We start from the raw sequence: 25,957 nt of genomic DNA on the forward strand, positions 1-25,957 counted from the left end.
TTAAATTCTCCCGGTTTTCAGTGCTATTGCCCAATCTAAACGCCCATTATTTTTACTTTGTATAATTTCAGCATCTCTATTATAAGGAATATGTAGTTGTTCTATCTTCCATTCATTTTCTTCTTTTGTAACAATTGTATAATTAGCAAAAGGTGAACCTGATTCCATTTTATGATAAATTGGCAATTCATCTTCATAGGCTGGCAGTCCAACACTTCCTGGATTAATAACTATTTTATTATTTGGTAAATAAACAACTCTAGGTATATGAGTATGTGCACAAAAAATAATGTCCTGTGAAATGCCATTAATCAAGTTCATAATATCTTCCGTTTTCTTAAGTGTTGAACCATTTGAACCCATTTCCTCTAATAAATACGTTTCATCACAACTTGGAGTACCATGACAAAAATAAAAATCATCAGTTTGCAAAGAAGAAGGCAAATTCGAAATCCACGACTTATGCTCATCTTCCATTAAATTTTGTACATATTGTATTGTTGGGTTATCAGTATTTTTATTTAATAAAATTCTATCACAATTCCCTTTAATATTTTGTATATCCACTTTTAATAAAAGTTCATATGTTTCTAGAGGGAATAAAGGTCCATATAAGCTGTCACCTAAATTATAAATAGATTTAATACCACGATTTTTAATGTCTAATAGTACTGACTGTAAAGCATCTTTATTTCCGTGAATGTCAGATATAATAGCCGTCTTCATACACAAAACTCCCTTCTAAATCTATCCTTAACTCCTCTAGAGTTGAATTAAAAACATACCTTTATAGTACATGGATTAGAAAATTATTACATCATTAATTTTATGTTTGCTTTAAAACATCTGTAGATAATTAACTTAAAACAAATAAAATTTTGCAATTTGCACATACATAAAAAGACATTCAGTTTAATTTAGCTAAATGTCTTTTTTGTAATTGCTTTTTAATCAAAATTTTATTCGGAACTTTTTAGCATCAGCAACTTTTGTTTCGTTCGCATCAAATAAATCACTCGTTGTAATTTCAATCCATTCTAAGTTCGTTTTTGTATCAATGATGAATCCTAAATTACCTTTCTTAGATGCATTACGATCAATTTCTTTGTTTAAATTTTCTAAGTAAATGTCTTGATCCCAAGTGATTTTTTGTCCAGTATTTGTTTCTATTAGAGCGATAGGTGCGAAGTTTAACTTTTTGTTGGAACTGTTTTTAATCTCCACAAAGAGTTTCACAAAATCAAACTCCTCTTCATGTGTAAGACCATGGAAATAGTCAGTCAGACTGTAATCGGGGAAGAGGTGAATAAGTTTTGTGTCTTTCACTGTTAATTTGATTTCTCCAATGTCGATTGATTGTTCTTTTAAGTTTATCTTTTGTAATGTTGCTTCACCTTTTGCATCTTTGATGGATTGCCCAACAGTGAGTAATGTGCGGTCATCAGGTACTTGTGGATTTGCTCCATATCCATCAAGATAATTACTTTCTATTTCTTGAGCCAAAGCAGGGGTATTAGCGCTGAAATCTTTGTCAGAGCAGCCGAATAATAAGGTTGATAAAAGTACAAAGCCAATTGATTTTTTCATTTTTATACCTCCACATAATACAAGAAAGGGCTAACGTTTGGAATGTCAGCCCGTACTCTTAATTATTTATCTTTGATGACTGTTTTGTTTTTCTTTTTATTTTGTTCTAAAATTTTGAAGATGATTTTAGCATTATCTGTGTTATCAATTTGACCTGCAAATTTACTTGAAGATGGACCGTATGCGTATACTGGAACATCTTCTCCTGTATGACCACCAGTTGTCCAACCTGTGTTTGAGCGTGTGTCGAAGATTTTCTCGATTGCATTGTCGATGTCTATTTCTTTTTTAGCTGTTGCATCTTTCACCGATTGAATTTCTTCAGCTGTTAAATCAAGGTTAATGTATTGTTTTAATGTTTGTTCAACGTCGGCACCATTTGCGATTTTGTTAGCCATGAAGTCTGGTGTACGTTTTGCTGCCTTAATAGGAGCTGCGAACCAGTTATAATCGCCTTTTGCACCAATAGAGAAACCACCTGTTGAGTGATCGGCTGTTGCAACGACTAATGTATGCTTGTCTTTTTTAGCAAAGTCGATAGCTGCTTTGAATGCTTTTTCGAAGTCTGCCATTTCACTCATCGCACCAACGATGTCATTATCATGGCCTGCCCAGTCGATTTGGCTACCTTCAACCATTAAGAAGAAACCTTTTTTGTTTTGTTTTAAACTAGAAATAGCGGAGTTTGTCATATCAGCAAGAGAAGGTGTCTCGGCTTTTCGGTCAATCATTTTATCCATACCACCAGTTGCAAATAAGCCAAGTACCTGTTTATTTTTATTCTTTTGTAAATCATTTTTTGTTGTCACATAGTTAAAGCCGTCTTTTTTAAATTCTTTCACAAGATCACGGTCTTCGCGGATGAATAATGATGAACCTCCACCTAGTAAGACATCGACTTTGTGCTTGCCATTAATGAGTTCATCATAATAGTCATCTGCAATTGCATTCATGTTTTTTCGACTCGGATCATGAGCGCCAAATGCCGCTGGAGTTGCGTGTGTGATCTCAGATGTTGCAACTAAACCAGTCGCTTTTCCCATCTCTTTTGCCGACTCTAAGACGGTTTTGACTTCTGATTCATCATTATCTACTGCAATTGCATTGTTGTAAGTTTTAATACCTGCTGACATTGCGGTTGCAGCTGATGCCGAATCTGTTACGTTTTCTTTTGTATCTTCAGGATATGTCATTTGTTGACCAACAAGATATTTATCAAATAATGTAGGATTGACAAATTTTGAATTTGGACTGCCTTTTAAATAGCGATAGGCTGAAGTATAAGAAACACCCATGCCATCTCCAATAAGGAAGATAATATTTTTTATCTCGGGTTCTTTTGGTGCTGCAGATTTTGCTTGCGCCTCAGTAAACGGTACACCTAAGCTACTAATTGCCAGAGTGGATACAGCAGCGAACGCAAGTAATTTCTTCTTGATATTCATGCTCATTAATATAATTCCTCCTAAACTTTTGTATACCTAAAATATACAGGAACAATTTTATGATAGTGTTGTCGCCATGTAAGAGATATGTAAATTATTTGTAATAGCGAAATTTCGACATGTAAGCTAAATAATATATGATCAAATTATAGTGTGTTCAAAATGAAGCATTTTATTTAATGGAATATAAAATGATTTAAAAGTTATTGAAACAAATTATAGGTAATATGTATAATTATAGAAGATGATTGTTGCAGTCATTAAAAGTAGCTTTTATATTGTTTTACATGCAATGGTGTCGATGGAGGAAAATGTAACTTTTTGAGGTTAGCAAAAAGGCACAGCTAAACATTTTGATGACTAGATATATAAAAGGATAATATTAATATTTAATTGAATTGAGGGTTGTTAACAATGGAAGTGTTTTTAAAAACTGAGAGACTTTTAATTAGAAATTTTAACGAGGAAGACTGGGTAAGTTTGTATGAGTATACTTCTAACCCAGAGGTAATGGAGTATATGCCAACGGGTGTATTAAATGAAGCTGAAACAATGCAATTAGTGAGTAATAATTTAGCTGATAGGGCTGAGAAATTCGCTATTATACTAAAAGAAGAAAATATTCTTATTGGTCACATCGAATTTTTTAAATACTTTGGTGAACATACTTTTGAAATAGGTTGGGTATTTAATCCGAAGTATTGTAATAAGGGTTTTGCTACTGAAGCGGCAAAAGCATTTTTAGACTATGGATTTAAAGAATTAAAGTTACATAGAATAATTGCCACTTGTCAACCAGAAAATGTCCCTTCCTATCGAGTTATGGAGAAAATAGGTATGAGAAGAGAAGGATTCTTCAAAAAATGCATACCCCATGGAGATACTTGGTGGGATGAATATTACTACGCTGTATTAAGTGAAGAATATTTGAACTGATTAGTGTAGCGTGAGGGTTAGAATACGATTTTCCAAAAATGAGGTGACATTTGAATTGAACTTTTATAAAAAACGACAATTTAAAAGAGGTGAGTTTAAATGGACTGTTTAGGGTGTAATTTAGCTAATCAAAATGAGTCAGTTTATGTTGTTTTCGAGGATGATGATGTATGTTGTTTCTTAGACCATGATCCATACAATGAGGGGCATGTTTTAATACTGCCTAAAAAACATATTTATGATGTTGAAGAACTTGATGAGGATACTGCAAATGCAATTATGAAGGCATCTATGCTTCTATCTAAAGCAATAAAAAGACTGTTTAATCCAGATGGTATCACTATATGTCAAAACGGTGGAATATTCAATGAGTTATCTCATTATCATATGCACGTTGTACCAAGATACAAAAATCAGTCATTTGCCACTTTCTATTCAGGTGAAGATAACTATATAGAAGAGAAATCGAAGTTAATATTAACTAAAGGAAAACTAATTCAAGCCATTAGTGAATTAAATAAATAATGTTTAATGTAAAAGGAACTTCCAATCAGGTGGAGTTTCTTTTTTTTTGTTAAATTAACAATAATATGGTGCATAGACTAAATGAAAAAGAGTAAATTACTGATTCGGCACAAAAAAAGTCGTTAGGGCATAGACTAGTATACGGTGTAGAAAGCGTGCATGAATTGACAATGCTACATACTTAGAAATCGAATGTGCATAATCTCTAACAATTCCAAAATCAATAAAATAAGAAGTAATAATTATCATTTGTGAAAGGAATAGTTCTGGATTAGCCGTTTTTTACACTGTACATTTATTAAGTCAAAGACCATTGGAATGGCAGTTTTAGTGGCAATGATGTATGTTCAACACTTGTGATAAGGCCGTATTATAATAGTGAATTATTGGGGAGAGGGTGAGAAGATGAATTTTGTAAAGCAAATTGTAAGTTCAGCGTTTTTAGGATTCGTCTTATTTTATTTAGCTTACGTTATGGATATGGGTAGTTTCAATATGGATAGTGAATTTATAATGGTTGGCGTTATTATTAGTGTTGTATTTTTCATTTTATTTATACTAGATGGAATTGTGTTTACTGATGAGACTAGTAGGATTATTCCGTATCAAACTATTTTTGGAACCGTTTTATTTTTCCCTATTTATATTAACATCATGGATAATTTAGCAGATTCTGAAGCAAATTATGCCGTTCGTTTTATTATCGGTATGAGTTTAGCCTTCATCATCATCATTGTAGCTGTTTCTTTATCAATACGGCATCATTATAGTAAGAAGAAAATTATTGGTTGAGACAAAATATAGCCTCCTTGAAAAGTTGAATAATAACTCCTAAAAGAACTTCGACTTCAAACATGAAGTAGCAGTTCTTTTTTTGTATGCATTTGTAGATTTGAATAAAGTTTGAGTAAAAAATTGATCAAAAGTATACAAGAGCGCTCTCGAGATTTATTATCTTTGAAGGTCGTTTTAACAGCAGCCGTCTTCGGACATAGCTATTGTGACTCACAAAATTTAAAAAGTAATATTTGTTTATGGTGGTATATAATGTATATATGTTAAAACTGAGTCACAACTTCGGAGGTAAATGTACATGAAAGATCCAAAGATTAATCCAGAAGAAACACAGTTTCAAAATACATCTACGTACTTGCTACATAAAAAAGCAAGTGATAATACCATTAAACGTCCTTTTAACTTTGCAATCAAAGGGCTTCTAATCTGCACAGTCTTAGTTACTTCTATTTTAATATATCAAATAGCTCAATCTAAGACAGTACAACCAAGTATTACAATGGTAGAAAAAAGTAAAGTCATCAACAATAAAACCACTTACAACTGCAAGTAAATTGCTACTAAAGACAATGTTATTTCAATTTCGGGGACATATTTAGTACCTGAAAAAGAGGTCTACTGAAACGGGGGGTAAAGCAATTACACATTAGGTTGGATACAAATTAAATCTCTATATTAATCTATTAGATTTTATATGAATTTTTTGTATCTATGTAAGAGTAGCAACTGGTAGTACACAATTTAAAAGTAATAGGAGTGATAATATTGGTGAATAAATTAATGTTTCTTATAATAGTCGTGATCGTTTTCTTTGCCTATAATTTTTTAATGAAAAATAAGAAAAGACTAAAAAAGTTTAGGAAAGAATGGGAAACAGGGCAGTTTAACGCACTAAGTGAAGCTGAAGAATCAATATCAATGTACTGGGAAAATAAAAAAAATAGTGAACCAAGATATAATGGTATAGATCAGTTGACATGGGATGATTTAGCAATGAATACTGTTTTCAAAAAAATCAATTACACGCAAAGTTCGGTAGGGTCAGAATATTTATTTAATCAGCTAAGAGATATTGATCCATCCCTTGAAGATCTACAAGATAAAGAAAAACTTTACTCATTATTGGAAAGCAATCAGGCACTTAGAGAAGAGGTCCTACTAATACTATCAGGGCTTGGAAAACAAGATTATACAAATTCATCTTCTTTTTTTTATGAGGATCAAAGTAACATAAAATATGTAACCGTTTATGTGCTACTTGCTTTATTGCCGTTTGCTTCAATCTTTTTGATGTTGTATAGCTTAAAGTTCGGGATTCTAAGTTTAGTAGGATCATTTCTAATTAACTTTTTTGTATATTATAAAAATAAACCAGCGTTAGAGAATAATCTATATTCCACATCGTACATAGCAGCTGTTATTAAAACTGGAAAACGCTTTGCATCCATCAAAGATCCGGAATTTACAACTTTTGCAAACGAGTTCAAGTACAAGGTGCAGCCAATCAAAAAGGTTTTAGTTTTAAGCAATATTACTTCGATTGGAAGAGGCAACGGAGATTTTGACATTATTTTTGAGTACATTCGAATATTCTTTTTATTAGATTTTATTTCGTATAACAATATTATTAAAACGATTTCAGCTCATAAAGCAGAATACCGTGAATTATGGCAACTTATTGGGCAACTTGATGCAGGGATAGCTGTTGCTTTTTACCGTAAATCACTAAATACATATTGTATTCCTACATTTGTGGAGGAAGAGGAACTTTCATTCAAAAATATGTATCATCCACTTATCAAGGACCCGGTGACAAATACATCTAAGCTCGGCAAGAGTACACTCATAACAGGGTCTAATGCGTCAGGGAAATCCACGTATATCAAGGCAATTGCTATTAATACAATCTTCGCACAAACAATTAATACAGTGTTAGCAGAAAACTGGACAATGAAACCTAGCTATATTGTAACTTCAATGGCTATTCAGGATAATGTTTTAGACGGGGATAGTTACTTCATAGCTGAAATAAAGTCACTCAAACGTATTATCCAACTGTGTGAACAAGGTAAACCATGTATCTCATTTATTGATGAAATACTGAAGGGAACAAATACGATTGAACGGATAGCAGCATCGGCCGCAATGATGGAATGGCTTTCTATGAATAAAGGAATGAATATCATTGCTTCACATGATATTGAATTAACCGAAATTGCTAGAGAAGCTTATACAAATTATCACTTCAGTGAATCGGTTGAAAAGGGTAAAGTTCAATTTGATTATACAATTCATTCTGGACCATCCAAAACGAAAAACGCTATTAAGCTTCTTGAAATACTGGATTATCCACAAAGTATCACAAATAAAGCAAACGTGTTAGCAGAGTATTTCATAGAACGTCGTGAGTGGGGAGAAATGAAAGAAAGAAATTAAAAGTTTGTAAAGTAAAAAATGCACCCTTTATATTTTTTTGAACCCACATGCTCCATAGGTGAAGAAGAATTAACAATTATTTCGTATTGTAATTGAAATGGTGATTTTGAATAATCAACCTGCTTGTATTATCAAAATTATTAACGCCCGATTTTTCGAAACGAAAGATGTATGAAATGAGTTTTTTTCCATAGTAATCAGTAATATCTACAAATCTTATGAATATTAATAGAAAGAAACAGTAGAGACAAGTGTTGGCTAGATTTTAAAACTGTATCTAGAAGGAGATGAAAAAGATGAAATATATACTTGGCCTAATTTTGATCGTTATACCAGGAATCTATGGATACCTAGCACATCAATCAATGATTCCATTTTACCCCCTTATCGCTCAAATTGTTTTTTTTGTATATTGGCTATGGGTCGGATATGTAATAGGTCGATTTAGCAAAAACTCTATGAAAGGAATGTTGTTGGGGAATAGTATATGGGTGATTTCGTTAGTAATATTCATCTGGCAATTTATCCTAACAGATGATGTAGGAAGACTTGGAAGTGTTGCAGCCATTCCGCAGTATTACATTCTTCCATTTGTTTGGTTAGCTAGCAAAATGGCAGCACTATTAACAATGATTGATGGATCAACAATTATTATTCTTACGTTTATTTGTATGTTAATTGTTTTCGTTTTAGGGTTTAGACTAGGTAAAAAATGAGCAATTTCCTAGCTTTTTTCTAATTGAAAATGCCACATCGATGGGGCTCCTGAAAATATACTTTATAGTTAGTAGAGTATAAGGTATGATCCACTAAATTAATATTCGCAACATATTCAATTATTAGTATCACGCACCTTTTAAATGGATCATCAAAAGGAGAATCTGGTGAACAAAATCCTGAGAATATTCAAATGGAAAACAGCTTGGATCTTCTTATCCTTCTTATATCTATATATGTAAACATTAGTTCTTTGTTCGCAAAACTTGCGGAGTGAACCTATATTTCTCGCACATAATTAACTGTGTATGGTGGGAATCAGCCAATCGCTGTAATAAGAGAGCGGCACCCGAGTTTACGAACGATGTCAAAAGCCACAATAAAAAAATACCTTCTAACTTACATGGTTGGATAGGATATATACCTGATAGTCTTTAAAAGGCAGTTGGATTGAGCTCATTCCAACTGCCTTTTAAATTTTTTTTATCTTTTTCATCATAAACATACTCGTGTTTTCGATAATATCCCTCTATTGATTTTGAAAGTGTATGAGGAAGGGGTGAATTGATAATTTTCCAATTGGAAGTTTGTAATTGCAGATGGTTGTCAGAACAAGCTTTAGCATTTTATTATTCTGGAGAAGCGTCCACTCGACTCCTGCGGGAAAAGCGAGACAGGCGAGACCCTGCAGGAGCGTAGCGACGAAGCGGCTCGACGCTCGCCCGCGGAAAGCGAGCGGTAAGCTTCGGAAACCTGATCTATCCTGTATACAAATAAAAAGACTGTAGATAAACCCGAATTTCTTCGCAGCTTGTCTACAGTCTAACATCTATTAAAATGAATGAATCAATAGAAAAGTAGCAGGTATCATTTTATTAGTCTGGAGAAGCGTCCACTCGACTCCTGCGGGAAAAGTGAGACAGGCGAGACCCTGCAGGAGCGTAGCGACGAAGCGGCTCGACACTCGCCCGCGGAAAGCGAGCGGTAAGCTTCGGAAACCTGATCTATCCTGTATACAAATAAAAAGACTGTAGATAAACCCGAATTTCTTCGCAGCTTGTCTACAGTCTAACATCTATTAAAATGAATGAATCAATAGAAAAGTAGCAGGTATCATTTTATTAGTCTGGAGAAGCGTCCACTCGACTCCTGCGGGAAAAGTGAGACAGGCGAGACCCTGCAGGAGCGTAGCGAAGAAGCGGCTCGACGAAGCGGCTCGACGCTCGCCCGCGGAAAGCGAGTGGTAAGCTTCGGAAACCTAATCTATAACCTATTTCTCAATCTACGGCCAATTTCATTTCCTGGCGATAGGCTAAAGGACTAATGGTGAAGTTAGATTTAAACACCTTTGAAAAGTAATTAGCATCATTAAAGCCAGTGGATGATGCAATCTCGCTAATTGGTAAACTCGTTTCTTTAAGTAATTGCAGGGCATGTGTGAGCCGCATTTCATTTAAGTATTGTTTAAATGTAATCCCCTTAGTTGAGGAAAATAACATACTTAAATAGCTTGTGCTAATGCCTAAGAACTCGGCCAGTGTTGTAAGATTCAATGAGCTATCCGTGTAATAAATATCAATATAATCAAGTGCTCCATTTACATAATCAAATTGTCCGTGCTCTTTTCGGTGTACAGCATGATTCATAACATCTTGGCAAAAGAGGACGAACTCTTGGATGATGGTATAAAGCACTGGATGATTCAAAATCATATCAAATAGCAGATCATATTTCTTTTCAACTTCGATTATCTTGTCCATTTGATATTTCAGCATAAAGCGTCGGACTTGAGCAAGTATACTTGTAAGATGAATACGGATGGCGTCTGGTTGATAGTACGTTTTCATATTTGAAATGTTATACAAAAAATCCTTAATAGCTTGGGCATCATTTTGCTCTAAGCTATTAATCCAAAGACGTTGTTGTTCAATAGTTAAGAAGTGATCAAATTTTTTATAGCCAGGTATTTTACTGACATAAAAAATTTGAGAAAAGCCACTCTGAAAACGTAAGTTCAACGCTTGCTTTAATAAATTGTACATTGTCTTAATTGATTGTATAGGGAAATCGTGTATGGCAATATTTAAATGTGTATTGTTGTATTTAGTCCATTCTCGCATAATTGATTTTCCCTTTTTGACCAACTCTTCTAGACTTGAATCATTCGAGAAGCACATAATTCTTTTTGATAATGGGTAAAAAGTAAAGTGCTGCGAGAATGGCAGTGATTGTAGCCAGTGGAAAAGTAATTCATTCTGCTCTGAAAACTCTGTTTCTATCATAAAACAATAAACATAGTTTTCTATAGCGATAGGGGAATCATCTATAAATAATGCTGGGTACATTGAGTTCTCTTGTACATAGGAGAGTGTATCGTTAGAAAGATTCAAAACTTGTCTCGATGCATGTGTTAAATATTGTTTCAACAAATTTAAATCAATCGGTTTTACTAGCAAGGTTAAAGCACGTAAAGAAAGTGCTTCTTGGGCATTCTTAAATAAGGGTTCAGCTGTTATTGCGATTAAATGATGAGGTTGAATCGATAAAGCTCGTTTTAATCCATTTGTTTTATCTTGCATCAATAATTCAAGCTCTAGCAAAATAATTTCTGGATTCTCCATTTCAAGCCATTTTATAGCATCTTCAACTGTTCCCGCCTCATAAACAATTGTAATGTCCAACTGATAATGTTTTATAAACCATTGAATACCGGTTCTTTCAGTTGGATCTCTATCTATTATTAATAGCTTCATCCTGCTTACCACCTCTACATTTTTTTTGATTAAAATGTTATTGATAAAAAATCGAAAAAAATTCCTATTGTATCTAATATAATTCCCTATTATTCAAGGGAATTCCTCTTTTATTGTAATCGCGTATTTTAAAACTGTCGTTGAATGATAGTTAGTGAAACAGTGATATCTGGGACGCTAACAGATTATTACGGATTCGATTGAAGCACAGTCAATTGTTCAAACAATACAAATGAATTGGTGCGATTAAATGCATTAGCATATGATGTCTTGAAACAATGATTTCCAGAAACGGTTTCTTGGTGATTAGATCTAATGGAAAAAGACTTTAATATTCCGGTAAATCTAACCTTTAATATTGCTAAACGTTGAGCAGAAGTCATTGAAAGAATTCAAAGATTCAATGAGGTGATAATTGGGATTTTACAAGTGTAAGATCATAAGTTTTGGATAAAACACACCTATGATGCGGTGAAGCAAACTATCCACTCAAAAAGCCTATAAAACAATTAAGCTTCGTTTCTAGGGGATGAAGGCCATTTTTCTTTGTCATTTAGATATAGCCATCGCAATGTCTTAAAGGACTTAGGGAGAGTTAAGAACGAATCATTAGCATGGGTTGAAATTCCGTCAAGTTATAAAAATTAGATTGGTGGAGGTTACTAAATGAGTGAATCCAAAACAAAAAATTTAAAGATGCATCTCTTTGGAAATACGGATGGTATCGATATCGAGGGAATTAATGATAACTTCAAAAAGCTAGACTCGGAAATTATTGCCCAAAAAACACAGATATTTGTCAGTGATTTTGCAGGGGAAACTGATGCCATCAAAATTCAAGCGGCCCTGGATTTTGCGTATTCGAATAAGCAAAAAGTCGTCATTGCAGAAGAACGTAAATACCAATTAAACGCAACAATCAAGATACGTGAAGGGGTTGAGTTGCGCGGGGAACGTGCAACGCATTACTCACTGGATGCGAATTTGAGGGGATTTGAGTTGGAGCAGGAAGCTTCTTTTTGTGGTGGTACGATCAGTATAGGAATTGATAAGTACACACAGGAAGTTGTCTATTTAGACGGAAAATATAAGTATGATAGTGCTAGTGCCAAAACAGTAATCCGTGATTTAGTCATTTGGAACTGGACGGCAACTACAGGCGGGGTGGGTTTATCTCTATTCTCGGGTGGAGAAACACATCAGATTCAATTTCTAAACATTGAACGATTGGTGATATGGAATTTTGACATTGGAATTCGATTAAAAGCAACGGAACCAATTAAGGGGCAAACGTGGATCAATGCAAATCGATTCGATAAGATCACATTATCAGAGTGTAATCAAATGATCGTGATTGAATCAAATATTAGTGTTCCATTTGAATGTTCAGGTAACATCTTTACAAACCTGCAGATTCAACCAAGCACAACTACGAGGGAAATTCTGAAGATTTCGGGTATGGGAAATACATTCACGGGCGTTCTATGGGATACACATATGATTCAACACCAAGGACCTATTGCAGAATTTACTTCTACCAGTTCCATGAACAACATTAATATGATGTTCTTTCCTGAGGAACGTTACGTCAACAATGGTGAGAACACTAATAGAATCGGTGTGGCTGGATTGTCCGCAGAGGGGGAATTGGTAGAAAGGGACTGGAATACGATTCAGAAGATGGGAACGTATCGAATCATTGAGCCATCCGGACTTACAGCAGCACGTCATCAGCCTGTAGGTGCTTACGAATATGGAATCATGACAGTTTTTGCAATGGATGACAACGTATCTCAATTTTACGTCCCTCATCAAGCAACAGAAGGTATCTATGTTCGTTCTAAGTTCGGTTTAACCGACTGGACATCGTGGTTACAGTTATCGTCATCAGCACAGCTGGAAGTATTAAAAACCGCTATGATTCAACGTAGACAGATTAAAAATTCGGATGATTTCAACTTAATAACACAAATGGGGACGTATCAAATTTCATTCGCAAATTTATCTTTTGATACGAAAAAGAATCAACCGCCACCAGAGGCGAACAGTTCCGGACTATTGCAAATAACGACCAACTTACACTCGATTGTTCAATTGTACTTTCCTCACTCTACAGATGGCATGTGGTTTAGATCCAACTTTAATAATGCCGGATGGACACCATGGAAATTGAGTGGAAAAGGTGGTGGTAGTCCTGCAATTATTGAATCATTATCTGCAGATCCTGGTAATCCGGAAATTGGTAAGATGTGGATAAGGAGTGATCTATAAATGGGTACTCCTATCGCTTATCAACGCATACGAACAGGGAATGGGACATTTGAAATACCTTTGTATTCGATGACTGATGCATCCATCCTGGATAAATCCTTGCAGGTGATGACACATAAGGGCCTAGCTTGCTATGACCTAGTGGATGCGAAAGTTAGAGGGGTCGAAAATTCTTCAATCCTTAGAATCCAAACGCATAAGGGCATTAAAGCCATTAAAGGCGTCGTGAATATCATCAAGCCGATTAGCACTGCCACAGCAAGGGCAAATGACGGGGCATCAATCATTACAGAAAATACGCCATACTATTTCCACGTCGCTACAAAGTGGGCGGGGACGGGTCTTGTCGTACCAATCGGCCCCCTAATACCAAATCACTATTACGATTTTACGATGTCTATAGAAGTATCGTATAACTTAACTGGAGCGGATTTTGTACAGGTGAGGGTAAGGAACACCACTCAAAGAAAATACCTTTCCAATGGTACGGCAATTATGTTAAGCACACCGAGCGTTGGAGTTAAACAAGATTTGAGAAGTATCCGGTTTAACACGGGGGCAATTTTACCAACAGACCAGATTGAACTAAACATTTTTGCAGCAAACGGCGACAATAACACGGTTAATCCAGTGAACTTTAAAGTCTATAAAGCAGGTATGACAATCAAATTAGTATAAATTTACGGGGGTATTCGGCTCCCCGTATTTTTTTTGATTTTTTGTTTCCATCGCAAAAGTGTTTCTTCAAATAAAGGGATCGAATCTTCCCGAAATTTCAATTTTCCACCTCTCCATTATTTATGATTAATCTGTCATTGATAAAAAATCTAAAAAAATTCCCTATGTAATCTAAAAAAATTCTATGTAATCTAAAAAAAATCCTCTATTTTAAAACTTTTTCTCATATATATTTAATGGTCAGAATTTTAAAATAATATAAAGGGGAGTGGTTGAAGTGGAGGGCGTTCGAGAAACTGAGTTGACTGTAAAGAGTTCAAAAGCAGATCTAATGTCAGTCTTTAAATTTGTAGTCTGTAGTTTGATTGGTATATTTAGCTTCTTTGTTACTTTTACATACAACGGTAAATCTTCTATTTTATTAGATCATATTGTTAGTTGGTTATCGATTAATGTTCCAGCCTTAGTAACTATCTATATCGTTATTATGCTAGTTTGTGGTGCTGCTTATCCGTTTATCTCAAAAACTTGGAATAAGGACATCGTCAATATTGTGATGTCAGTCTTTAAAGTAATTGGTTTAGGTACTGGCTTATTACTTATCTCTGGAGTAGGTCCAGATTGGCTGTTTGATCCAAGTGTAGGGCCATTTTTAATGGAGAAATTAATAAAGCCAGTGGGTGTTCTTATTCCAATAGGAGCCATCTTCTTAGCATTATTAGTCAGTTATGGATTGCTTGAATTTATAGGTGTATTTATGCAACCTATTATGCGACCAATTTTTAGAACTCCTGGTCGTTCAGCAGTTGATGCAGTAGCATCCTTTGTTGGTAGTTATTCTGTAGGCCTATTATTAACAAATCGTGTATTCAAACAAGGGAAATATACGATTCGTGAAGCTGCTATTATTGCAACTGGTTTTTCAACTGTATCGGTGACATTCATGGTCGTTGTTGCGAATACACTTGATTTAATGGCCTATTGGAGTTCGTTCTTCTGGGTATCGCTCATCGTTACTTTTATCGTCACGGCAATTACGGCTAGAATATGGCCACTTGGAAAATTAAAAGATGAGTATATTGTAGAACAAGGTGATCCAGAAGTGATAGTAACTGAAAAAAGACTATTAACAGCATGGACTGAAGCGATGCAAGCAGTGAAACAAAATCCATCGTTTATAAAGAATCTTCTACAGCATCTAAAAGAAGGCTTGCTGATGACAATGGGTGTCCTACCATCAATTCTTTCTATTGGGTTATTAGGACTTTTATTAGCAATGTATACACCCATTTTTGATTGGGTTGCCTATATTTTCGTTCCATTTACATGGATTTTACAATTACCAGAGCCTATGTTAACTGCTAAAGCGTTAGCGGTTTCAATAGCAGAGATTTTCTTACCGGCATTATTAGTCGTGAATGCAACGATCATCACAAAATTTATAGTAGCAGTTGTATCCATTTCAGCAATCTTATTTTTCTCAGCAGTTATTCCTGTAATCATTTCAACTGATATACCTTTAACAATACGTCAACTAATTATCATTTGGTTCCAACGTGTTGTTTTAACACTTATTTTAGTAACACCAATCGCATTTTTACTATTTTAAAGGGAGCGTGTCATAATGGAAAATGTTATGCAGAATATTAAAGCACCAACTGGTAGTGAATTAACTTGTAAAGGCTGGACGCAAGAAGCAGCGATGCGTATGTTGATGAATAACTTGGATCCAGAGGTGGCTGAAAATCCTGATGAACTAGTCGTTTATGGGGGGATTGGGAAAGCCGCTCGTAATTGGGAGAGCTATGCGCAAATTATTGAGTCATTGAAAAAGCTAGAAAATGATGAAACTTTACTTGTTCAATCAGGAAAACCAGTAGCGGTATTTCGCACGTATGAGCATTCGCCACGTGTATTAATCGCAAATTCAAATCTTGTTCCAGCATGGGCGAATTGGGAGCACTTTTATGAATTAGAAGATAAAGATTTGATGATGTATGGACAAATGACTGCAGGCAGTTGGATATATATTGGGGCACAAGGTATTTTACAAGGCACATATTTAAGCTTTGTGGAGGCAGGTAAAAAAGTATTTGGTTCAGCAGATTTAAAAGGAAAATTAATCTTAACAGGTGGAATGGGTGGAATGAGTGGCGCTCAACCGCTAGCGGGGAAAATGGCTGGAGCCGTTATTCTTGTTGTCGAAGTGGATAAAAAACGCATCGAGCGTAAAATCAAGGAAGGATATTGTGATTATTTAGTAGAAGATTTAGATGAAGCCCTAAAATTGGCTAAACAGCTTCAAGACAAAAATGAACCTGCTTCTATCGGGCTTGTAGGCAACTGTGCAGATGTCTATCGTGAAATTTTTGAACGTGGGATCGTTCCAGATTTCGTAACAGATCAAACAAGTGCGCATGATCCATTAAATGGCTATATTCCTAATCATATGACACTTGAAGAAGCACTTCAGTTACGCAAAAGTGATCCGAAACTGTATGAAAAAAAGGCAAAGCAAGCGATGGCTGACCATGTGCAAGCGATGCTCGATTTCCAAACAGCTGGGGCAGAAGTGTTTGATTACGGCAATAATATTCGTAAATATGCACAAGAAATGGGCGTAGAAAATGCCTTTGATTTCCCTGGCTTTGTTCCAGCATATATTCGACCACTATTTTGTGAAGGTAAAGGACCATTCCGCTGGGCTGCACTTTCTGGTGATCCAGAAGATATTTATAAAACAGATGCCCTTGCGAAAGAAATGTTTGCAGATGATGATGGACTTGTGAACTGGATCGATATGGCACAGAAAATGGTTAAATGGCAAGGGTTACCTGCACGTATTTGTTGGCTTGGCTACGGCGATCGTCACCGATTTGCTTTAAAGGTAAATGAAATGGTAGCTTCTGGTGAGTTAAAGGCTCCAATCGTATTTGGCCGTGATCACTTAGATTCAGGTTCAGTTGCATCACCTAACCGTGAAACAGAGGGGATGAAAGATGGTTCGGACGCAGTGTCTGATTGGCCAATCTTAAATGCCTTAGTCAATACAGCAGGTGGGGCAAGTTGGGTGAGTGTCCACCACGGCGGCGGCGTAGGAATGGGGTATTCACAACACGCCGGGCAAGTGCTTGTCGCAGATGGAACGGAAATGGCAGCTGAAAAGATTAGTCGTGTATTAATATCAGATCCTGGAATGGGCATTGTTCGACATGCAGATGCGGGTTATGATATCGCTATAAAAACGGCACAAGAGAAAAATGTGAATATGCCAATGTTAAAAACAGAAGGGTGAAAACACATGATTTTACTTATTGAAAATGCAAATCAATTAATTACCTTAAAAGGAACGAAGAATAAAGCTCGCACTAGAGAAGAGATGAGTGATCTACAAATCATTGAAAAAGGCAGTGTATTAATAAGTGGAGATCGTATTGTCGCTACAGGTACACAGGCATCTATAAGAGCGTATTATCCAGAACTAGTGTCGCAAGCAAAAATAATTGATGCTACTGGTAAAGTGGTCATGCCTGGATTAGTTGATGCACATACACATCTTGTCTTTGGTGGAACGCGAGAAAATGAATTCCAAATGCGTCTAAACGGTGCAACTTATATGGACATTATGAATGCTGGTGGTGGTATACATGCAACAACGAAAAAAACACGCGAGGCCTCTTTTGAACATCTTTATGAAAAATCATACGGTCATTTAAATGATTTCTTGCGACATGGTATTACTACCGTTGAAGCTAAAAGTGGTTATGGATTGGATTGGGCAACAGAAGAGAAGCAATTAAAAGTAGTCAAAAAACTGCAAGAAAATCATGTTATTGATGTTTCCAGTACGTTCATGGGAGCACATGCTATCCCAGCTGAGTACAAAGAAAATCCTGATGCATATGTTGATTTGATCATAAATGAAATGATTCCAAAAGTAGCGGAAGAAAAGCTAGCCGAATTTAATGATGTTTTCTGTGAAAAAGGTGTTTTCACACCTGAGCAATCACGTAAGATTCTACTAGCTGGAAAAGAATATGGCTTGATACCTAAAATTCATGCAGATGAAATAGAACCATATGAAGGTGCAGAGCTTGCAGCAGAAGTAGGTGCAATTTCAGCGGAGCATTTACTTGTCGCTTCTGATCAGGGGATTAGTGATATGGCGAAAACAGGAACAGTTGCCGTTTTATTGCCTGGAACAGCTTTCTTCTTGAAGGCTGCATCGGCTAGAGGTAGGTTGATGATTGATGAAGGTGTTCCAGTAGCAATTTCAACTGACTTTAACCCAGGATCTTCTCCAACAATTTCTCTGCCATTTATCATGAACTTAGCATGTATGAATATGGGGATGACGATGGAAGAAGTATTAACAGCCACGACAATCAACTCAGCGTATGCTATTAATAGAGGACATGAAATTGGTTCACTTGAAGAAGGCAAAAAAGCAGATGTACTTATTCTAGATGTTGCTAATTATCAGCAATTACAATATTTCTACGGCATGAATCATACACATACGGTTATTAAAAATGGTCGAGTTGTTGTTGAGAATGGTGTGCTGTGTGATGAAATACTGGATGTTACTAATTGAAATGAGCTTGAAATAATAATGGAAGAGACCTCTGATTGCTATAATCAGAGGTTTTTTCTATGGTTTAATAGTGAGTACTTTATAAAATCCTTTATTTATCAGTATTTAGAGGACTTATATGGGGGAAGTGCCCCAAATTTCGATTCACATCTAAGCACGATCATAAGCCATACAGGGCTTTGTAAAGATAGAGCGACGGATTATGCCATTGAAGTTGCTAGACGGTTAAATATGCAGGGTAAGGGGTATGTGGCGTGATGAAAATTAATAAAGAGCGTGAATACGTTTTATTATCTGTTAAATAGACGAGAGGAAAGTTGGTGTTTTGGGGTACTCAGACACTAGATGATGCAGAAGAACGCTCTTTTGGTGGATACACAGACGAAATAACTGTTTGTGAAAAGTACACAAAGGAAGAAGCTTATAGAAATGGTGAATTTCATGAATACAATGGTGAATTATTACGTGAATTAAATAAGATTGATGAAGATGGTACTTGGATTATTAAAATTGTTGATCTATCGAAGTTAGGTAGATGTACCAACAGTTATATTTGCTAAGGCAAAATATCAAAGGGAGGGCTAATCAATGACCGCAAAACAAATCAAACGCCAACATGTACTCTCTGAATTAAGAAAATTGGGAATCAACCAAATCGAAGGTGATCCAATTGAGTTGCTAGCCAAAAGAGGCTAAAGCTAAATTCAGACAATAGAGAATGAAAAAAATTGCAACTTGAAGTCCATTAGACACAGAAGGATATTCTCTAGTCAGAATAATTTATATAAAAAATGACCACAAAGTAGTGGTCGATAGTCTTAAACGCTGGAATATTGTCTATTTACCATGAACAAATATCTTGACCACCGGGAACTTTAATGCAAATAGGTTTATCTGGAGCTGCTGCCGATGCAGATGAAACTGCAAAGACTGAAAATACAAATAATAACATTGCTATTTTCTTTTTCAATAATATCACCTCCTAAATAGATTATAAAATATCAACAAGGTAAATGACACAATTTTTGGGAAAATTTAAAAAAACAGTATTTAATGCCTAATGACGTAGATCCAAAAATAATGGCTTCTATAACAACGGAGAGGTTTTAGAAGAGTTGAAGGAACAATCTCATGTCACTGTTTAACTGAAAATATGAAAGGATGCTAACTAATGAACATGAAAAATTAAAAAGGGCCAATCTAAAATAGATCGCCCCAAAATTAAGATTAGCTTTCTGGATAGTCTAAGTGTAATGGAGGAAGAACAAGCCAACCTTTTTCTTTATTAAGTCGTAACAGTTTTGCACCAATTTGAGCTTTAGCCAAATGGAATTGTCCATACATCAAAGCTACATCTTCTCTAGTACATGTTCCCATAGCTTGACTGCATGCAACCAAGCCTGTAGCGGTATCCATTGAAAGTGCGGCGCTAATTTCTGGGTCATTAAATCTTGCTCCAGCAGGGATAGCTTCTATTCTTGCATTTGGACGTTCAGGAGGAGCAGGTGGAAGAGCGATGCCATTCACTTTTAATAGCTTTTCTAATTGCTTATTTGCCTCTTTCATCATTTGAATACATTCTTCAATGATCTTTGCTAAATCTTTGTCACCAGTGTGATTAAAAAATGTTTGATACCCAGCAACTAATCCATTATTTACGGCAAGGGTCGTCCATATAGTGAACACTTCACCATAATGTAAAGGTTCTTTTTGGGGGTTTCCACTTAGTATTCCCATAATTACACTCCCTGTTTCGTTTAAGATTTTTTCTAACAGCATTCAGCATGTGTTGCAAATCAGAAATTTATTCAAATATTTATAAACAAAGATGGCCCACAAATGAACGTAAAAAGAAACGGTATCATGGTCGACGATCCTGCAGCGAGAGTTAAACGAACAAAAGTGAATCATCGGAAACAGCAGCCGGTGAAGAAATATACACAGTACGTTGAAATGGTATCGAGTACAACGACTTTGCAACGGTTGTTACACCAGTTACAGATGAATATATCAAGCAATTGATAAACGAAGGTTATTACATCACTGGATCCTTAAAGGTTCGTGATTGGCATGAGGAATATCAGGAGCAAATTAGTTAGGGGGAGAATAATTGATAAATTCGGTAACGCTTGTCGGGCGAATCACAAAAGACATAGAGCTCAAATACACACCAAGTGGTGCTACAGTTGCTAGATTTATTTTAGCAGTGAATCGTCCATTTAAAACGCAAGGTGGAGAACAACAAGCTGATTTCATTCAAATTCAAGTATGGCGTAAACAAGCTGAAAACGCAGCGAATTATTTAAGTAAAGGCTCATTGTGTGGGATTACGGGTCGAATTCAAACTGGTTCGAAAAAATGGACGTGTATACACAACTGAGGATGTTGCAGATAGCGTTCAGTTTTTAGAGCCTAAAGTGGCGCAGAACAGCTCAAACGGTCAAAGTAATACAAATCTCAATCGCAACAGCAAAATTCGCCACAGGGGCAATATGGAACGAATACCCAACAGCAAACAGGGGTGAATGATGATCCTTTTGCTAATAATGGGGGTCCGATTGAAGTAAGTGAAGATGATTTGCCGTTTTAAAGTTCATTTGAACGAAGGAAAATGTGAAGGCCACTCCCATTAAGAAAGTGGCCCCCGATAAATTAGTCTGCTTCTATTCGAATTGCATCAATTCTTTGGCAGTCTACGATAAGTGTTGAACCAGGTTCAGTTTCTGGATCAGCAAAAAATGCACAACAATTATCTCGATCAAATCTTAAAAATACGACATCTTCTAACACTTGACCGCCAGATAAGAATACATCAACTTCAGTACCTCTATCTAAGCGTCTTAATCTATTGCAAATGCAACCTTTACAATGACTACAATGACTACTACTCATTTACATTTCCTCCTTTCATGTTTTAATTGACTTGCATTAATAACATATGGTTTTGAAATGAAAAGAGTTGAAGTATTTGTCCATGTTAAGAAAAATTAGTAAATCCCGATAAAATAATTAGTAAGACGAATTCTCGCTAATACATTGATAGGAATTGTATAGTAACAATAAATTATGTTACAGGGAATTTGATTCAAACTACCCCTAAAAAGTAGAAGTGATACTATGATTCAAATGACAAAAGAAGATGAGGAATTTTTACAGAAAAACTTATCGGATTTTAATGAACTCAGAAATGGGAATATAAACGATTTGTTATTGGCAATCCATGACCTTACTTTAGAAGGTTTAGATGCAAATGATGATCCAACTGATGATCCAACTGATTTTTATTATGTATCCCAAAAAGTTCATGACTCGATTTTCACATTAAATTAGCACTCAACCAGATACAAATGATGGAGTGCTTTTATTATGTTCAAATGGCTTCTTTCTCAGATTGGGAGAAAAGTTTTACCTACCAATAAAATAAATGCTATAATTTACTTTATTGGTAAATAAGGGGGAGTTTAAATGAAGTATGAAGTAGCAGTTGCTTACGGGAATGAGGGTTTAATAAAGAAAGTTGTAAATGGTGTAGAGGATTTCGTAGTGGAAGATGAAGCGTACTTTTTATACGATGCAAACGGTGATATGATTTTTAGCGCACCCCTAATAAGTGTAGTATACATTCAAAATATTTAATTTCTAAGCCACTCTATTGAGTGGCTTTTTATAATACGCAAATTTCGTCTTTTTCGCTCTCGCAGACTTTAAAGAACGGGTTGCAATACCTATCGTGTTTAGGTTTAACAGAAGAACAAGCAGATAAAGTCGTTGTAGGTTACGGAGCAATGATTCCTAAAACTCGCTTTGATAAAATAAACACTGCAAAAAAACAACTCGAAACCGATATAGCTTTACGCGATAAACAGCTTGAAGAGTTGGAAAAAGTCGATGCTGCAGGACTACAAGTAAAAATCACAGAGCTTCAAACAGCTAATACAGAAGCTAAATTTTTAATTATTTCTTTAGAGTTGTATACGCGCCTGCCAGATTCGTTTATACCAACCCTTATAATTTTATGGGTCCCCCAGAAAGTCCCCCAAGTCCCCCCACTTGCAATGAGCGGTTAAGAAAGAGATAGTCATACAGAAAATATCATCCATCATTGGTATATAGCTTTTCATGATTTAACGTGAAGGGAGTTGAAGTAAGACAACTATTCTATGGTTTAATAGAGAAGTATAAATATTTTTAAAAAAATGAATCGGAAATGAGTCGACCGGCGTCTATAGGATGGTTGCTTGAAAGGAGGGCGCGGATTGGCTGAACAATTGGAAGAAATCATTGAAAAGAATGGCGATTATTTATTGCGCGTTGCGTATTTATATGTCAAAGATTTGACGACGGCTGAAGATATCGTGCAGGACGTTTTTATAGCTTTTTATAAAAAGCAAAGTCAATTTAAAGGTGAGGCTTCATTAAAAACTTATTTAGTGAAAATGACAGTTAACCGCTGTCATGATTATTTACGGAGTTGGAAGCGAAAACGGCTTACTTTAATGGATAAAATGACAGGTAAAGGAGATAGTAGAACACCAGAATATCTCGTTATAGAAGCAGCTGACCGTATGCGTGTAACTGAGGCACTATTGCAACTGCCGATATTGTACCGAGAAATTATTATTTTATATTATTATCAAGAATTAAATACTGTGAAAATAGCAGAAATATTAGATTGTCCAGAGGCAACAATACGTACGCGACTGCAACGAGCGAGGAAATTATTACATAAGCAATTAGCAAGTTATGAATGGGAGGGATGGCAACATGAATCGTTTGAAGGATGATTTAGACCGTGAGCTTCAGCAACAGATTTACTTAAAAGACGATGTAAAAAAACGAATACTTCAACAGGCCCAGAACCCAACTAGAAAAGCACGTTCTAATTGGCAATATCCCGTCGTACTTGTTGCATGTGCAATTGTGCTAGTTCTTTTTGCGACATTACTATTTCAAGATGCGACTGGCAATGGAAAAGTCGTCACGGGTGCTAAAGCAGAATCGGGCTTACAGCTAGACTGGCTAGTCGAATTACTTCCATATATCATTCTGGGAAGTATTATTTTCACCATAATTAAATTTTTTCACCCGTTTGAGTTACCTGTTTGTGAGAACTGTCATGAGGAATGGAACTGGAGAGTTTCGACTAGAAAAATGTTTACCTTCAATCGAGCTATGATTTGCCCACATTGCGAAAAGAAGCAATATCAAACAAAGAAATCAAGAATCCATATGAGTCAATTAGTCTTATTATCAAACTCAGTCTTACTGATTAATGCATTTTTTGATTTCTACTGGTGGGAAATTGTTTTAATGTATGGTGCCATTCTCATTACTGTATTCATTATACTGCCATATAATTTGAAGCTTCAAAACGATGAAGATTTGAATTTGTGGTAACTAATACTAATTAAAAATCAGCTAAGAGGAATTTTCCGCTTAGCTGTTTTGATTAATATATAATAATTAGTTCAGGTGTGATTGATTCAATTCACTTTGAATGAATTGTTTTTCTTTAGATAGTTCTTCTCCACGTCCATATATTCATGGCGCATATCTAGGTATTTTTGTTGAATTCGTGTGTAGTTGATTGGAGCGAAGGTGGGGACTCCTGCGGGAAAAGCGGCTTGGCACTCGCCCGCGGAAAGCGTCCACCGTAGAGGGAATCAACGGTCTTATCTATTTTTAACTTGTTTCAGCAGGTGTCCAAACACCCGCTGAAAGAAGTTAAAGCCTCCGGCAGATGTCACGGAATCGGAAAGGAGTTCTTTGTGCAAGCACAAAGCCGATCTCGGACGCAATTATGCCTAGGCATAATTGATAATAAAAAAACCGTAGACAAACTCGAGGGAATTCGAGTTTGTCTACAGTATGAGGCACTCGATATAACAAGTACCTTTCTTATATATAAAGCTTATTTTTCACCGCTTAATTCTACTAAGATTTTAGCTTGTGATTTATCGTTTGTTAAAGCTTCAAAGCCTTTATCTACGATATCATCTAATTGGATACGGCTAGTGATAATACCTTGAGGTTTCAATTGACCAGTACCCATTAAGTCTACAGTTTGTTGGAATGATGTTGGTGTGTAAGCAATACTTGAAGTGATTTTCACACCTGTATTTGTTAAATGGATTGGATTCCATTCAATAGGACGGGCAAAGATAGATACAATTACCATTGTACCGCGAGCTCTTGTTGCATCAATCGCTTGTTTAAATGTTGGTGCAACACCAGCAACTTCAAATGATACATCGACACCGTCTGGAACGATAGCGCGAATCGCTTCTACACCATTTGCAACCCCAGAGTTTATAACATGAGTAGCGCCAAGTTCTTTCGCTTTTGCTAAGCGAGTTTCAGACAAATCTAGCACGATAATTTTACTAGCACCAGCGGCTTTTGCTGCGATAGCAGTTAATAATCCGATTGGACCTGCACCAAAAATAGCTACAGTATCACCGAATCGTAAATTACCTTCTTTTACAGCTTGCACTGCTACAGCGGTAGGTTCAACAAGAGCACCGTCTTCTAGTGTCATTGTTTCAGGAAGTAAGTAAACATTATTTTCAGGAGCATTTGCAAATGTTGTAAATCCACCATCACCATGCAAACCTATAAAGCTAAAGCCTTCATAAGCATCTACATCTTCAGGTTTGTTACCATGAGTTAATGTTGGGTTAATCGCTACACGATCTCCAATTTTAAATTTAGTTACGTTAGCGCCAACTTCTTCAATAACACCTGCAAATTCATGTCCCATAATAAGAGGAGCGATTTCACCAGTTAAACCGTCTTTTTCTTTAGTTGGTACAAATACAGGGCCTTCTTGATATTCATGCAAATCACTACCACAAATACCTGCCCATGCAACACGTACTGTTACCTCATTAGCTTTAAGTGCTTTCAATTCTCTTTCTTCAATGCGAATATCTTTTTCACCATACCATACTGCAGCTTTCATAATATATTGACCTCCAGTAAATTGATGTCTTCGTAATACACCCCCATTCTAGCACTCTAAAAAAATGCTACCACTAAAAGGACTTGGAAAAAGCTAGAATGGACTAAAGACAGAATAAAATGTACATAAAGAAGTCAGATAATAATAGCTTATCAAATGGATCCATCGAACCAATTAGAAGCATTTCGTGGGGCCGAATCAGATATCGAAGAGGGAGCAGATTTCTTAATTGTAGGCTCTGTTAAAGGTGAATGTTGAA

The 25,957-nt window shown here is 35.8% G+C and carries 26 protein-coding genes and 3 pseudogenes; 21 read left to right on the forward strand and 8 right to left on the reverse strand.

The genetic code is table 11. From position 1 onward, the window contains the following. The 3 genes from ACZLO7_RS10170 to ACZLO7_RS10180 all read right to left on the reverse strand — a co-directional run bounded on the left by ACZLO7_RS10170 (position 1) and on the right by ACZLO7_RS10180 (position 3,038). Positions 1-726 carry a metallophosphoesterase family protein gene (locus ACZLO7_RS10170; RefSeq protein ID WP_464940214.1) on the reverse strand — a complete coding sequence of 242 codons (726 nt, stop codon included), beginning with the start codon at positions 724-726 and terminating at the stop codon, positions 1-3. 225 nt (positions 727-951) lie between these two features. After that, a complete protein-coding gene (locus ACZLO7_RS10175; protein ID WP_464940213.1) occupies positions 952-1,587 on the reverse strand; it encodes a hypothetical protein in 636 nt (211 codons plus the stop codon). A 62-nt stretch (positions 1,588-1,649) separates the two neighbouring features. After that, positions 1,650-3,038, reverse strand: a complete 1,389-nt coding sequence (locus ACZLO7_RS10180; RefSeq protein ID WP_464940212.1) for an alkaline phosphatase — start codon at positions 3,036-3,038, stop codon at positions 1,650-1,652. Between the two features lie 414 nt (positions 3,039-3,452). On the opposite strand from ACZLO7_RS10180, the gene ACZLO7_RS10185 reads away from it, so the two are divergent. The 7 genes and pseudogenes from ACZLO7_RS10185 to ACZLO7_RS10215 all read left to right on the forward strand — a co-directional run. Then, positions 3,453-3,968: a GNAT family N-acetyltransferase gene (locus ACZLO7_RS10185; RefSeq protein WP_464940257.1), complete on the forward strand. Its 516-nt coding sequence runs from the start codon at positions 3,453-3,455 to the stop codon at positions 3,966-3,968. Positions 3,969-4,067: 99 nt separating this feature from the next. Beyond that, positions 4,068-4,493 carry an HIT family protein gene (locus ACZLO7_RS10190; RefSeq protein WP_464940211.1) on the forward strand — a complete coding sequence of 142 codons (426 nt, stop codon included), beginning with the start codon at positions 4,068-4,070 and terminating at the stop codon, positions 4,491-4,493. Positions 4,494-4,898: 405 nt separating this feature from the next. Then, positions 4,899-5,285, forward strand: a complete 387-nt coding sequence (locus tag ACZLO7_RS10195) for a hypothetical protein (protein ID WP_464940210.1) — start codon at positions 4,899-4,901, stop codon at positions 5,283-5,285. 301 nt (positions 5,286-5,586) lie between these two features. Next, positions 5,587-5,841, forward strand: coding sequence for a hypothetical protein (locus tag ACZLO7_RS10200; RefSeq protein WP_464940209.1), 255 nt, complete (start codon positions 5,587-5,589; stop codon positions 5,839-5,841). Positions 5,842-6,056: 215 nt separating this feature from the next. Continuing rightward, positions 6,057-7,724, forward strand: coding sequence for a MutS-related protein (locus ACZLO7_RS10205; protein ID WP_464940255.1), 1,668 nt, complete (start codon positions 6,057-6,059; stop codon positions 7,722-7,724). Positions 7,725-8,020: 296 nt separating this feature from the next. Continuing rightward, entirely contained in the window at positions 8,021-8,440 is a 420-nt protein-coding gene (locus ACZLO7_RS10210; protein ID WP_464940207.1) for a hypothetical protein, read from the forward strand. A gap of 299 nt (positions 8,441-8,739) precedes the next feature. Further along, a pseudogene (locus tag ACZLO7_RS10215) lies at positions 8,740-8,876 on the forward strand (glycerophosphodiester phosphodiesterase family protein); the annotation flags it as partial. A gap of 842 nt (positions 8,877-9,718) precedes the next feature. Here ACZLO7_RS10215 and ACZLO7_RS10220 read toward each other — a convergent pair. After that, positions 9,719-11,194, reverse strand: coding sequence for a helix-turn-helix domain-containing protein (locus ACZLO7_RS10220; protein ID WP_464940206.1), 1,476 nt, complete (start codon positions 11,192-11,194; stop codon positions 9,719-9,721). A gap of 666 nt (positions 11,195-11,860) precedes the next feature. Here ACZLO7_RS10220 and ACZLO7_RS10225 point away from each other — a divergent pair. The 6 genes from ACZLO7_RS10225 to ACZLO7_RS10250 all read left to right on the forward strand — a co-directional run bounded on the left by ACZLO7_RS10225 (position 11,861) and on the right by ACZLO7_RS10250 (position 19,297). After that, positions 11,861-13,465, forward strand: a complete 1,605-nt coding sequence (locus ACZLO7_RS10225; RefSeq protein ID WP_464940204.1) for a pyocin knob domain-containing protein — start codon at positions 11,861-11,863, stop codon at positions 13,463-13,465. Between the two features lie 105 nt (positions 13,466-13,570). Further along, positions 13,571-14,143: a hypothetical protein gene (locus ACZLO7_RS10230; protein ID WP_464940202.1), complete on the forward strand. Its 573-nt coding sequence runs from the start codon at positions 13,571-13,573 to the stop codon at positions 14,141-14,143. Between the two features lie 331 nt (positions 14,144-14,474). Continuing rightward, on the forward strand, positions 14,475-15,752 hold the full coding sequence (locus ACZLO7_RS10235; protein ID WP_464940254.1) for a YjiH family protein: 1,278 nt from the start codon (positions 14,475-14,477) through the stop codon (positions 15,750-15,752). Between the two features lie 15 nt (positions 15,753-15,767). Continuing rightward, positions 15,768-17,438: a urocanate hydratase gene (gene hutU, locus ACZLO7_RS10240; protein WP_464940201.1), complete on the forward strand. Its 1,671-nt coding sequence runs from the start codon at positions 15,768-15,770 to the stop codon at positions 17,436-17,438. Positions 17,439-17,444: 6 nt separating this feature from the next. After that, on the forward strand, positions 17,445-18,737 hold the full coding sequence (gene hutI / locus ACZLO7_RS10245) for an imidazolonepropionase (RefSeq protein WP_464940199.1): 1,293 nt from the start codon (positions 17,445-17,447) through the stop codon (positions 18,735-18,737). A gap of 320 nt (positions 18,738-19,057) precedes the next feature. Next, entirely contained in the window at positions 19,058-19,297 is a 240-nt protein-coding gene (locus tag ACZLO7_RS10250; protein WP_464940198.1) for a hypothetical protein, read from the forward strand. Between the two features lie 281 nt (positions 19,298-19,578). On the opposite strand, the gene ACZLO7_RS10255 is transcribed toward ACZLO7_RS10250, so the two are convergent. Next, positions 19,579-19,707, reverse strand: coding sequence for a hypothetical protein (locus ACZLO7_RS10255; RefSeq protein WP_464940197.1), 129 nt, complete (start codon positions 19,705-19,707; stop codon positions 19,579-19,581). A 257-nt stretch (positions 19,708-19,964) separates the two neighbouring features. Next, positions 19,965-20,474, reverse strand: coding sequence for a DUF3231 family protein (locus ACZLO7_RS10260; protein ID WP_464940196.1), 510 nt, complete (start codon positions 20,472-20,474; stop codon positions 19,965-19,967). Positions 20,475-20,576: 102 nt separating this feature from the next. On the opposite strand from ACZLO7_RS10260, the gene ACZLO7_RS10265 reads away from it, so the two are divergent. Together ACZLO7_RS10265 and ssb are read left to right on the forward strand one after the other, a co-directional pair. After that, entirely contained in the window at positions 20,577-20,759 is a 183-nt protein-coding gene (locus tag ACZLO7_RS10265) for a hypothetical protein (protein WP_464940195.1), read from the forward strand. A gap of 88 nt (positions 20,760-20,847) precedes the next feature. Then, a pseudogene (gene ssb, locus ACZLO7_RS10270) lies at positions 20,848-21,327 on the forward strand (single-stranded DNA-binding protein). Positions 21,328-21,389: 62 nt separating this feature from the next. Here the strand turns inward: ssb and ACZLO7_RS10275 are convergent. After that, positions 21,390-21,629 carry a hydrolase gene (locus ACZLO7_RS10275; protein WP_464940194.1) on the reverse strand — a complete coding sequence of 80 codons (240 nt, stop codon included), beginning with the start codon at positions 21,627-21,629 and terminating at the stop codon, positions 21,390-21,392. Positions 21,630-21,854: 225 nt separating this feature from the next. Here ACZLO7_RS10275 and ACZLO7_RS10280 point away from each other — a divergent pair, with 225 nt between their 5' ends. The 5 genes from ACZLO7_RS10280 to ACZLO7_RS10300 all read left to right on the forward strand — a co-directional run bounded on the left by ACZLO7_RS10280 (position 21,855) and on the right by ACZLO7_RS10300 (position 24,134). Then, complete coding sequence (locus ACZLO7_RS10280) at positions 21,855-22,067, forward strand: hypothetical protein (RefSeq protein ID WP_464940193.1); 213 nt, start codon at positions 21,855-21,857, stop codon at positions 22,065-22,067. A 135-nt stretch (positions 22,068-22,202) separates the two neighbouring features. Next, complete coding sequence (locus ACZLO7_RS10285; RefSeq protein ID WP_464940192.1) at positions 22,203-22,373, forward strand: hypothetical protein; 171 nt, start codon at positions 22,203-22,205, stop codon at positions 22,371-22,373. Between the two features lie 80 nt (positions 22,374-22,453). Next, positions 22,454-22,804 (forward strand): phage scaffolding protein, encoded by a 351-nt coding sequence (locus ACZLO7_RS10290; RefSeq protein WP_464940191.1) that lies wholly within the window; start codon positions 22,454-22,456, stop codon positions 22,802-22,804. 189 nt (positions 22,805-22,993) lie between these two features. Next, entirely contained in the window at positions 22,994-23,521 is a 528-nt protein-coding gene (locus tag ACZLO7_RS10295; protein ID WP_464940190.1) for a sigma-70 family RNA polymerase sigma factor, read from the forward strand. Further along, positions 23,502-24,134: a TIGR04104 family putative zinc finger protein gene (locus ACZLO7_RS10300; protein ID WP_464940189.1), complete on the forward strand. Its 633-nt coding sequence runs from the start codon at positions 23,502-23,504 to the stop codon at positions 24,132-24,134. The genes ACZLO7_RS10295 and ACZLO7_RS10300 overlap by 20 nt, the downstream gene beginning before the upstream one ends. Positions 24,135-24,648: 514 nt before the next feature. Here the strand turns inward: ACZLO7_RS10300 and ACZLO7_RS10305 are convergent. Then, positions 24,649-25,698, reverse strand: a complete 1,050-nt coding sequence (locus ACZLO7_RS10305; protein WP_464940188.1) for a 2,3-butanediol dehydrogenase — start codon at positions 25,696-25,698, stop codon at positions 24,649-24,651. 150 nt (positions 25,699-25,848) lie between these two features. Here ACZLO7_RS10305 and ACZLO7_RS10310 point away from each other — a divergent pair. Further along, a pseudogene (locus ACZLO7_RS10310) lies at positions 25,849-25,932 on the forward strand (porphobilinogen synthase); the annotation flags it as partial. Positions 25,933-25,957: the final 25 nt, after the last annotated feature.

This window comes from Viridibacillus sp. d25.2 (genome assembly GCF_055456015.2).

Excerpts from the sequence above, each read along its gene's own strand:
- ACZLO7_RS10170 (WP_464940214.1), bottom strand. The coding sequence starts at position 726 with ATGAAGACGGCTATTATATCTGACATTCACGGAAATAAAGATGCTTTA.
- ACZLO7_RS10175 (WP_464940213.1), bottom strand. The coding sequence starts at position 1,587 with ATGAAAAAATCAATTGGCTTTGTACTTTTATCAACCTTATTATTCGGC.
- ACZLO7_RS10180 (WP_464940212.1), bottom strand. The coding sequence starts at position 3,038 with ATGAGCATGAATATCAAGAAGAAATTACTTGCGTTCGCTGCTGTATCC.
- ACZLO7_RS10190 (WP_464940211.1), top strand. The coding sequence starts at position 4,068 with ATGGACTGTTTAGGGTGTAATTTAGCTAATCAAAATGAGTCAGTTTAT.
- ACZLO7_RS10195 (WP_464940210.1), top strand. The coding sequence starts at position 4,899 with ATGAATTTTGTAAAGCAAATTGTAAGTTCAGCGTTTTTAGGATTCGTC.
- ACZLO7_RS10200 (WP_464940209.1), top strand. The coding sequence starts at position 5,587 with ATGAAAGATCCAAAGATTAATCCAGAAGAAACACAGTTTCAAAATACA.
- ACZLO7_RS10210 (WP_464940207.1), top strand. The coding sequence starts at position 8,021 with ATGAAATATATACTTGGCCTAATTTTGATCGTTATACCAGGAATCTAT.
- ACZLO7_RS10220 (WP_464940206.1), bottom strand. The coding sequence starts at position 11,194 with ATGAAGCTATTAATAATAGATAGAGATCCAACTGAAAGAACCGGTATT.
- ACZLO7_RS10225 (WP_464940204.1), top strand. The coding sequence starts at position 11,861 with ATGAGTGAATCCAAAACAAAAAATTTAAAGATGCATCTCTTTGGAAAT.
- ACZLO7_RS10235 (WP_464940254.1), top strand. The coding sequence starts at position 14,475 with ATGTCAGTCTTTAAATTTGTAGTCTGTAGTTTGATTGGTATATTTAGC.
- hutU (WP_464940201.1), top strand. The coding sequence starts at position 15,768 with ATGGAAAATGTTATGCAGAATATTAAAGCACCAACTGGTAGTGAATTA.
- hutI (WP_464940199.1), top strand. The coding sequence starts at position 17,445 with ATGATTTTACTTATTGAAAATGCAAATCAATTAATTACCTTAAAAGGA.
- ACZLO7_RS10260 (WP_464940196.1), bottom strand. The coding sequence starts at position 20,474 with ATGGGAATACTAAGTGGAAACCCCCAAAAAGAACCTTTACATTATGGT.
- ACZLO7_RS10265 (WP_464940195.1), top strand. The coding sequence starts at position 20,577 with ATGAACGTAAAAAGAAACGGTATCATGGTCGACGATCCTGCAGCGAGA.
- ACZLO7_RS10275 (WP_464940194.1), bottom strand. The coding sequence starts at position 21,629 with ATGAGTAGTAGTCATTGTAGTCATTGTAAAGGTTGCATTTGCAATAGA.
- ACZLO7_RS10280 (WP_464940193.1), top strand. The coding sequence starts at position 21,855 with ATGATTCAAATGACAAAAGAAGATGAGGAATTTTTACAGAAAAACTTA.
- ACZLO7_RS10285 (WP_464940192.1), top strand. The coding sequence starts at position 22,203 with ATGAAGTATGAAGTAGCAGTTGCTTACGGGAATGAGGGTTTAATAAAG.
- ACZLO7_RS10300 (WP_464940189.1), top strand. The coding sequence starts at position 23,502 with ATGAATCGTTTGAAGGATGATTTAGACCGTGAGCTTCAGCAACAGATT.
- ACZLO7_RS10305 (WP_464940188.1), bottom strand. The coding sequence starts at position 25,698 with ATGAAAGCTGCAGTATGGTATGGTGAAAAAGATATTCGCATTGAAGAA.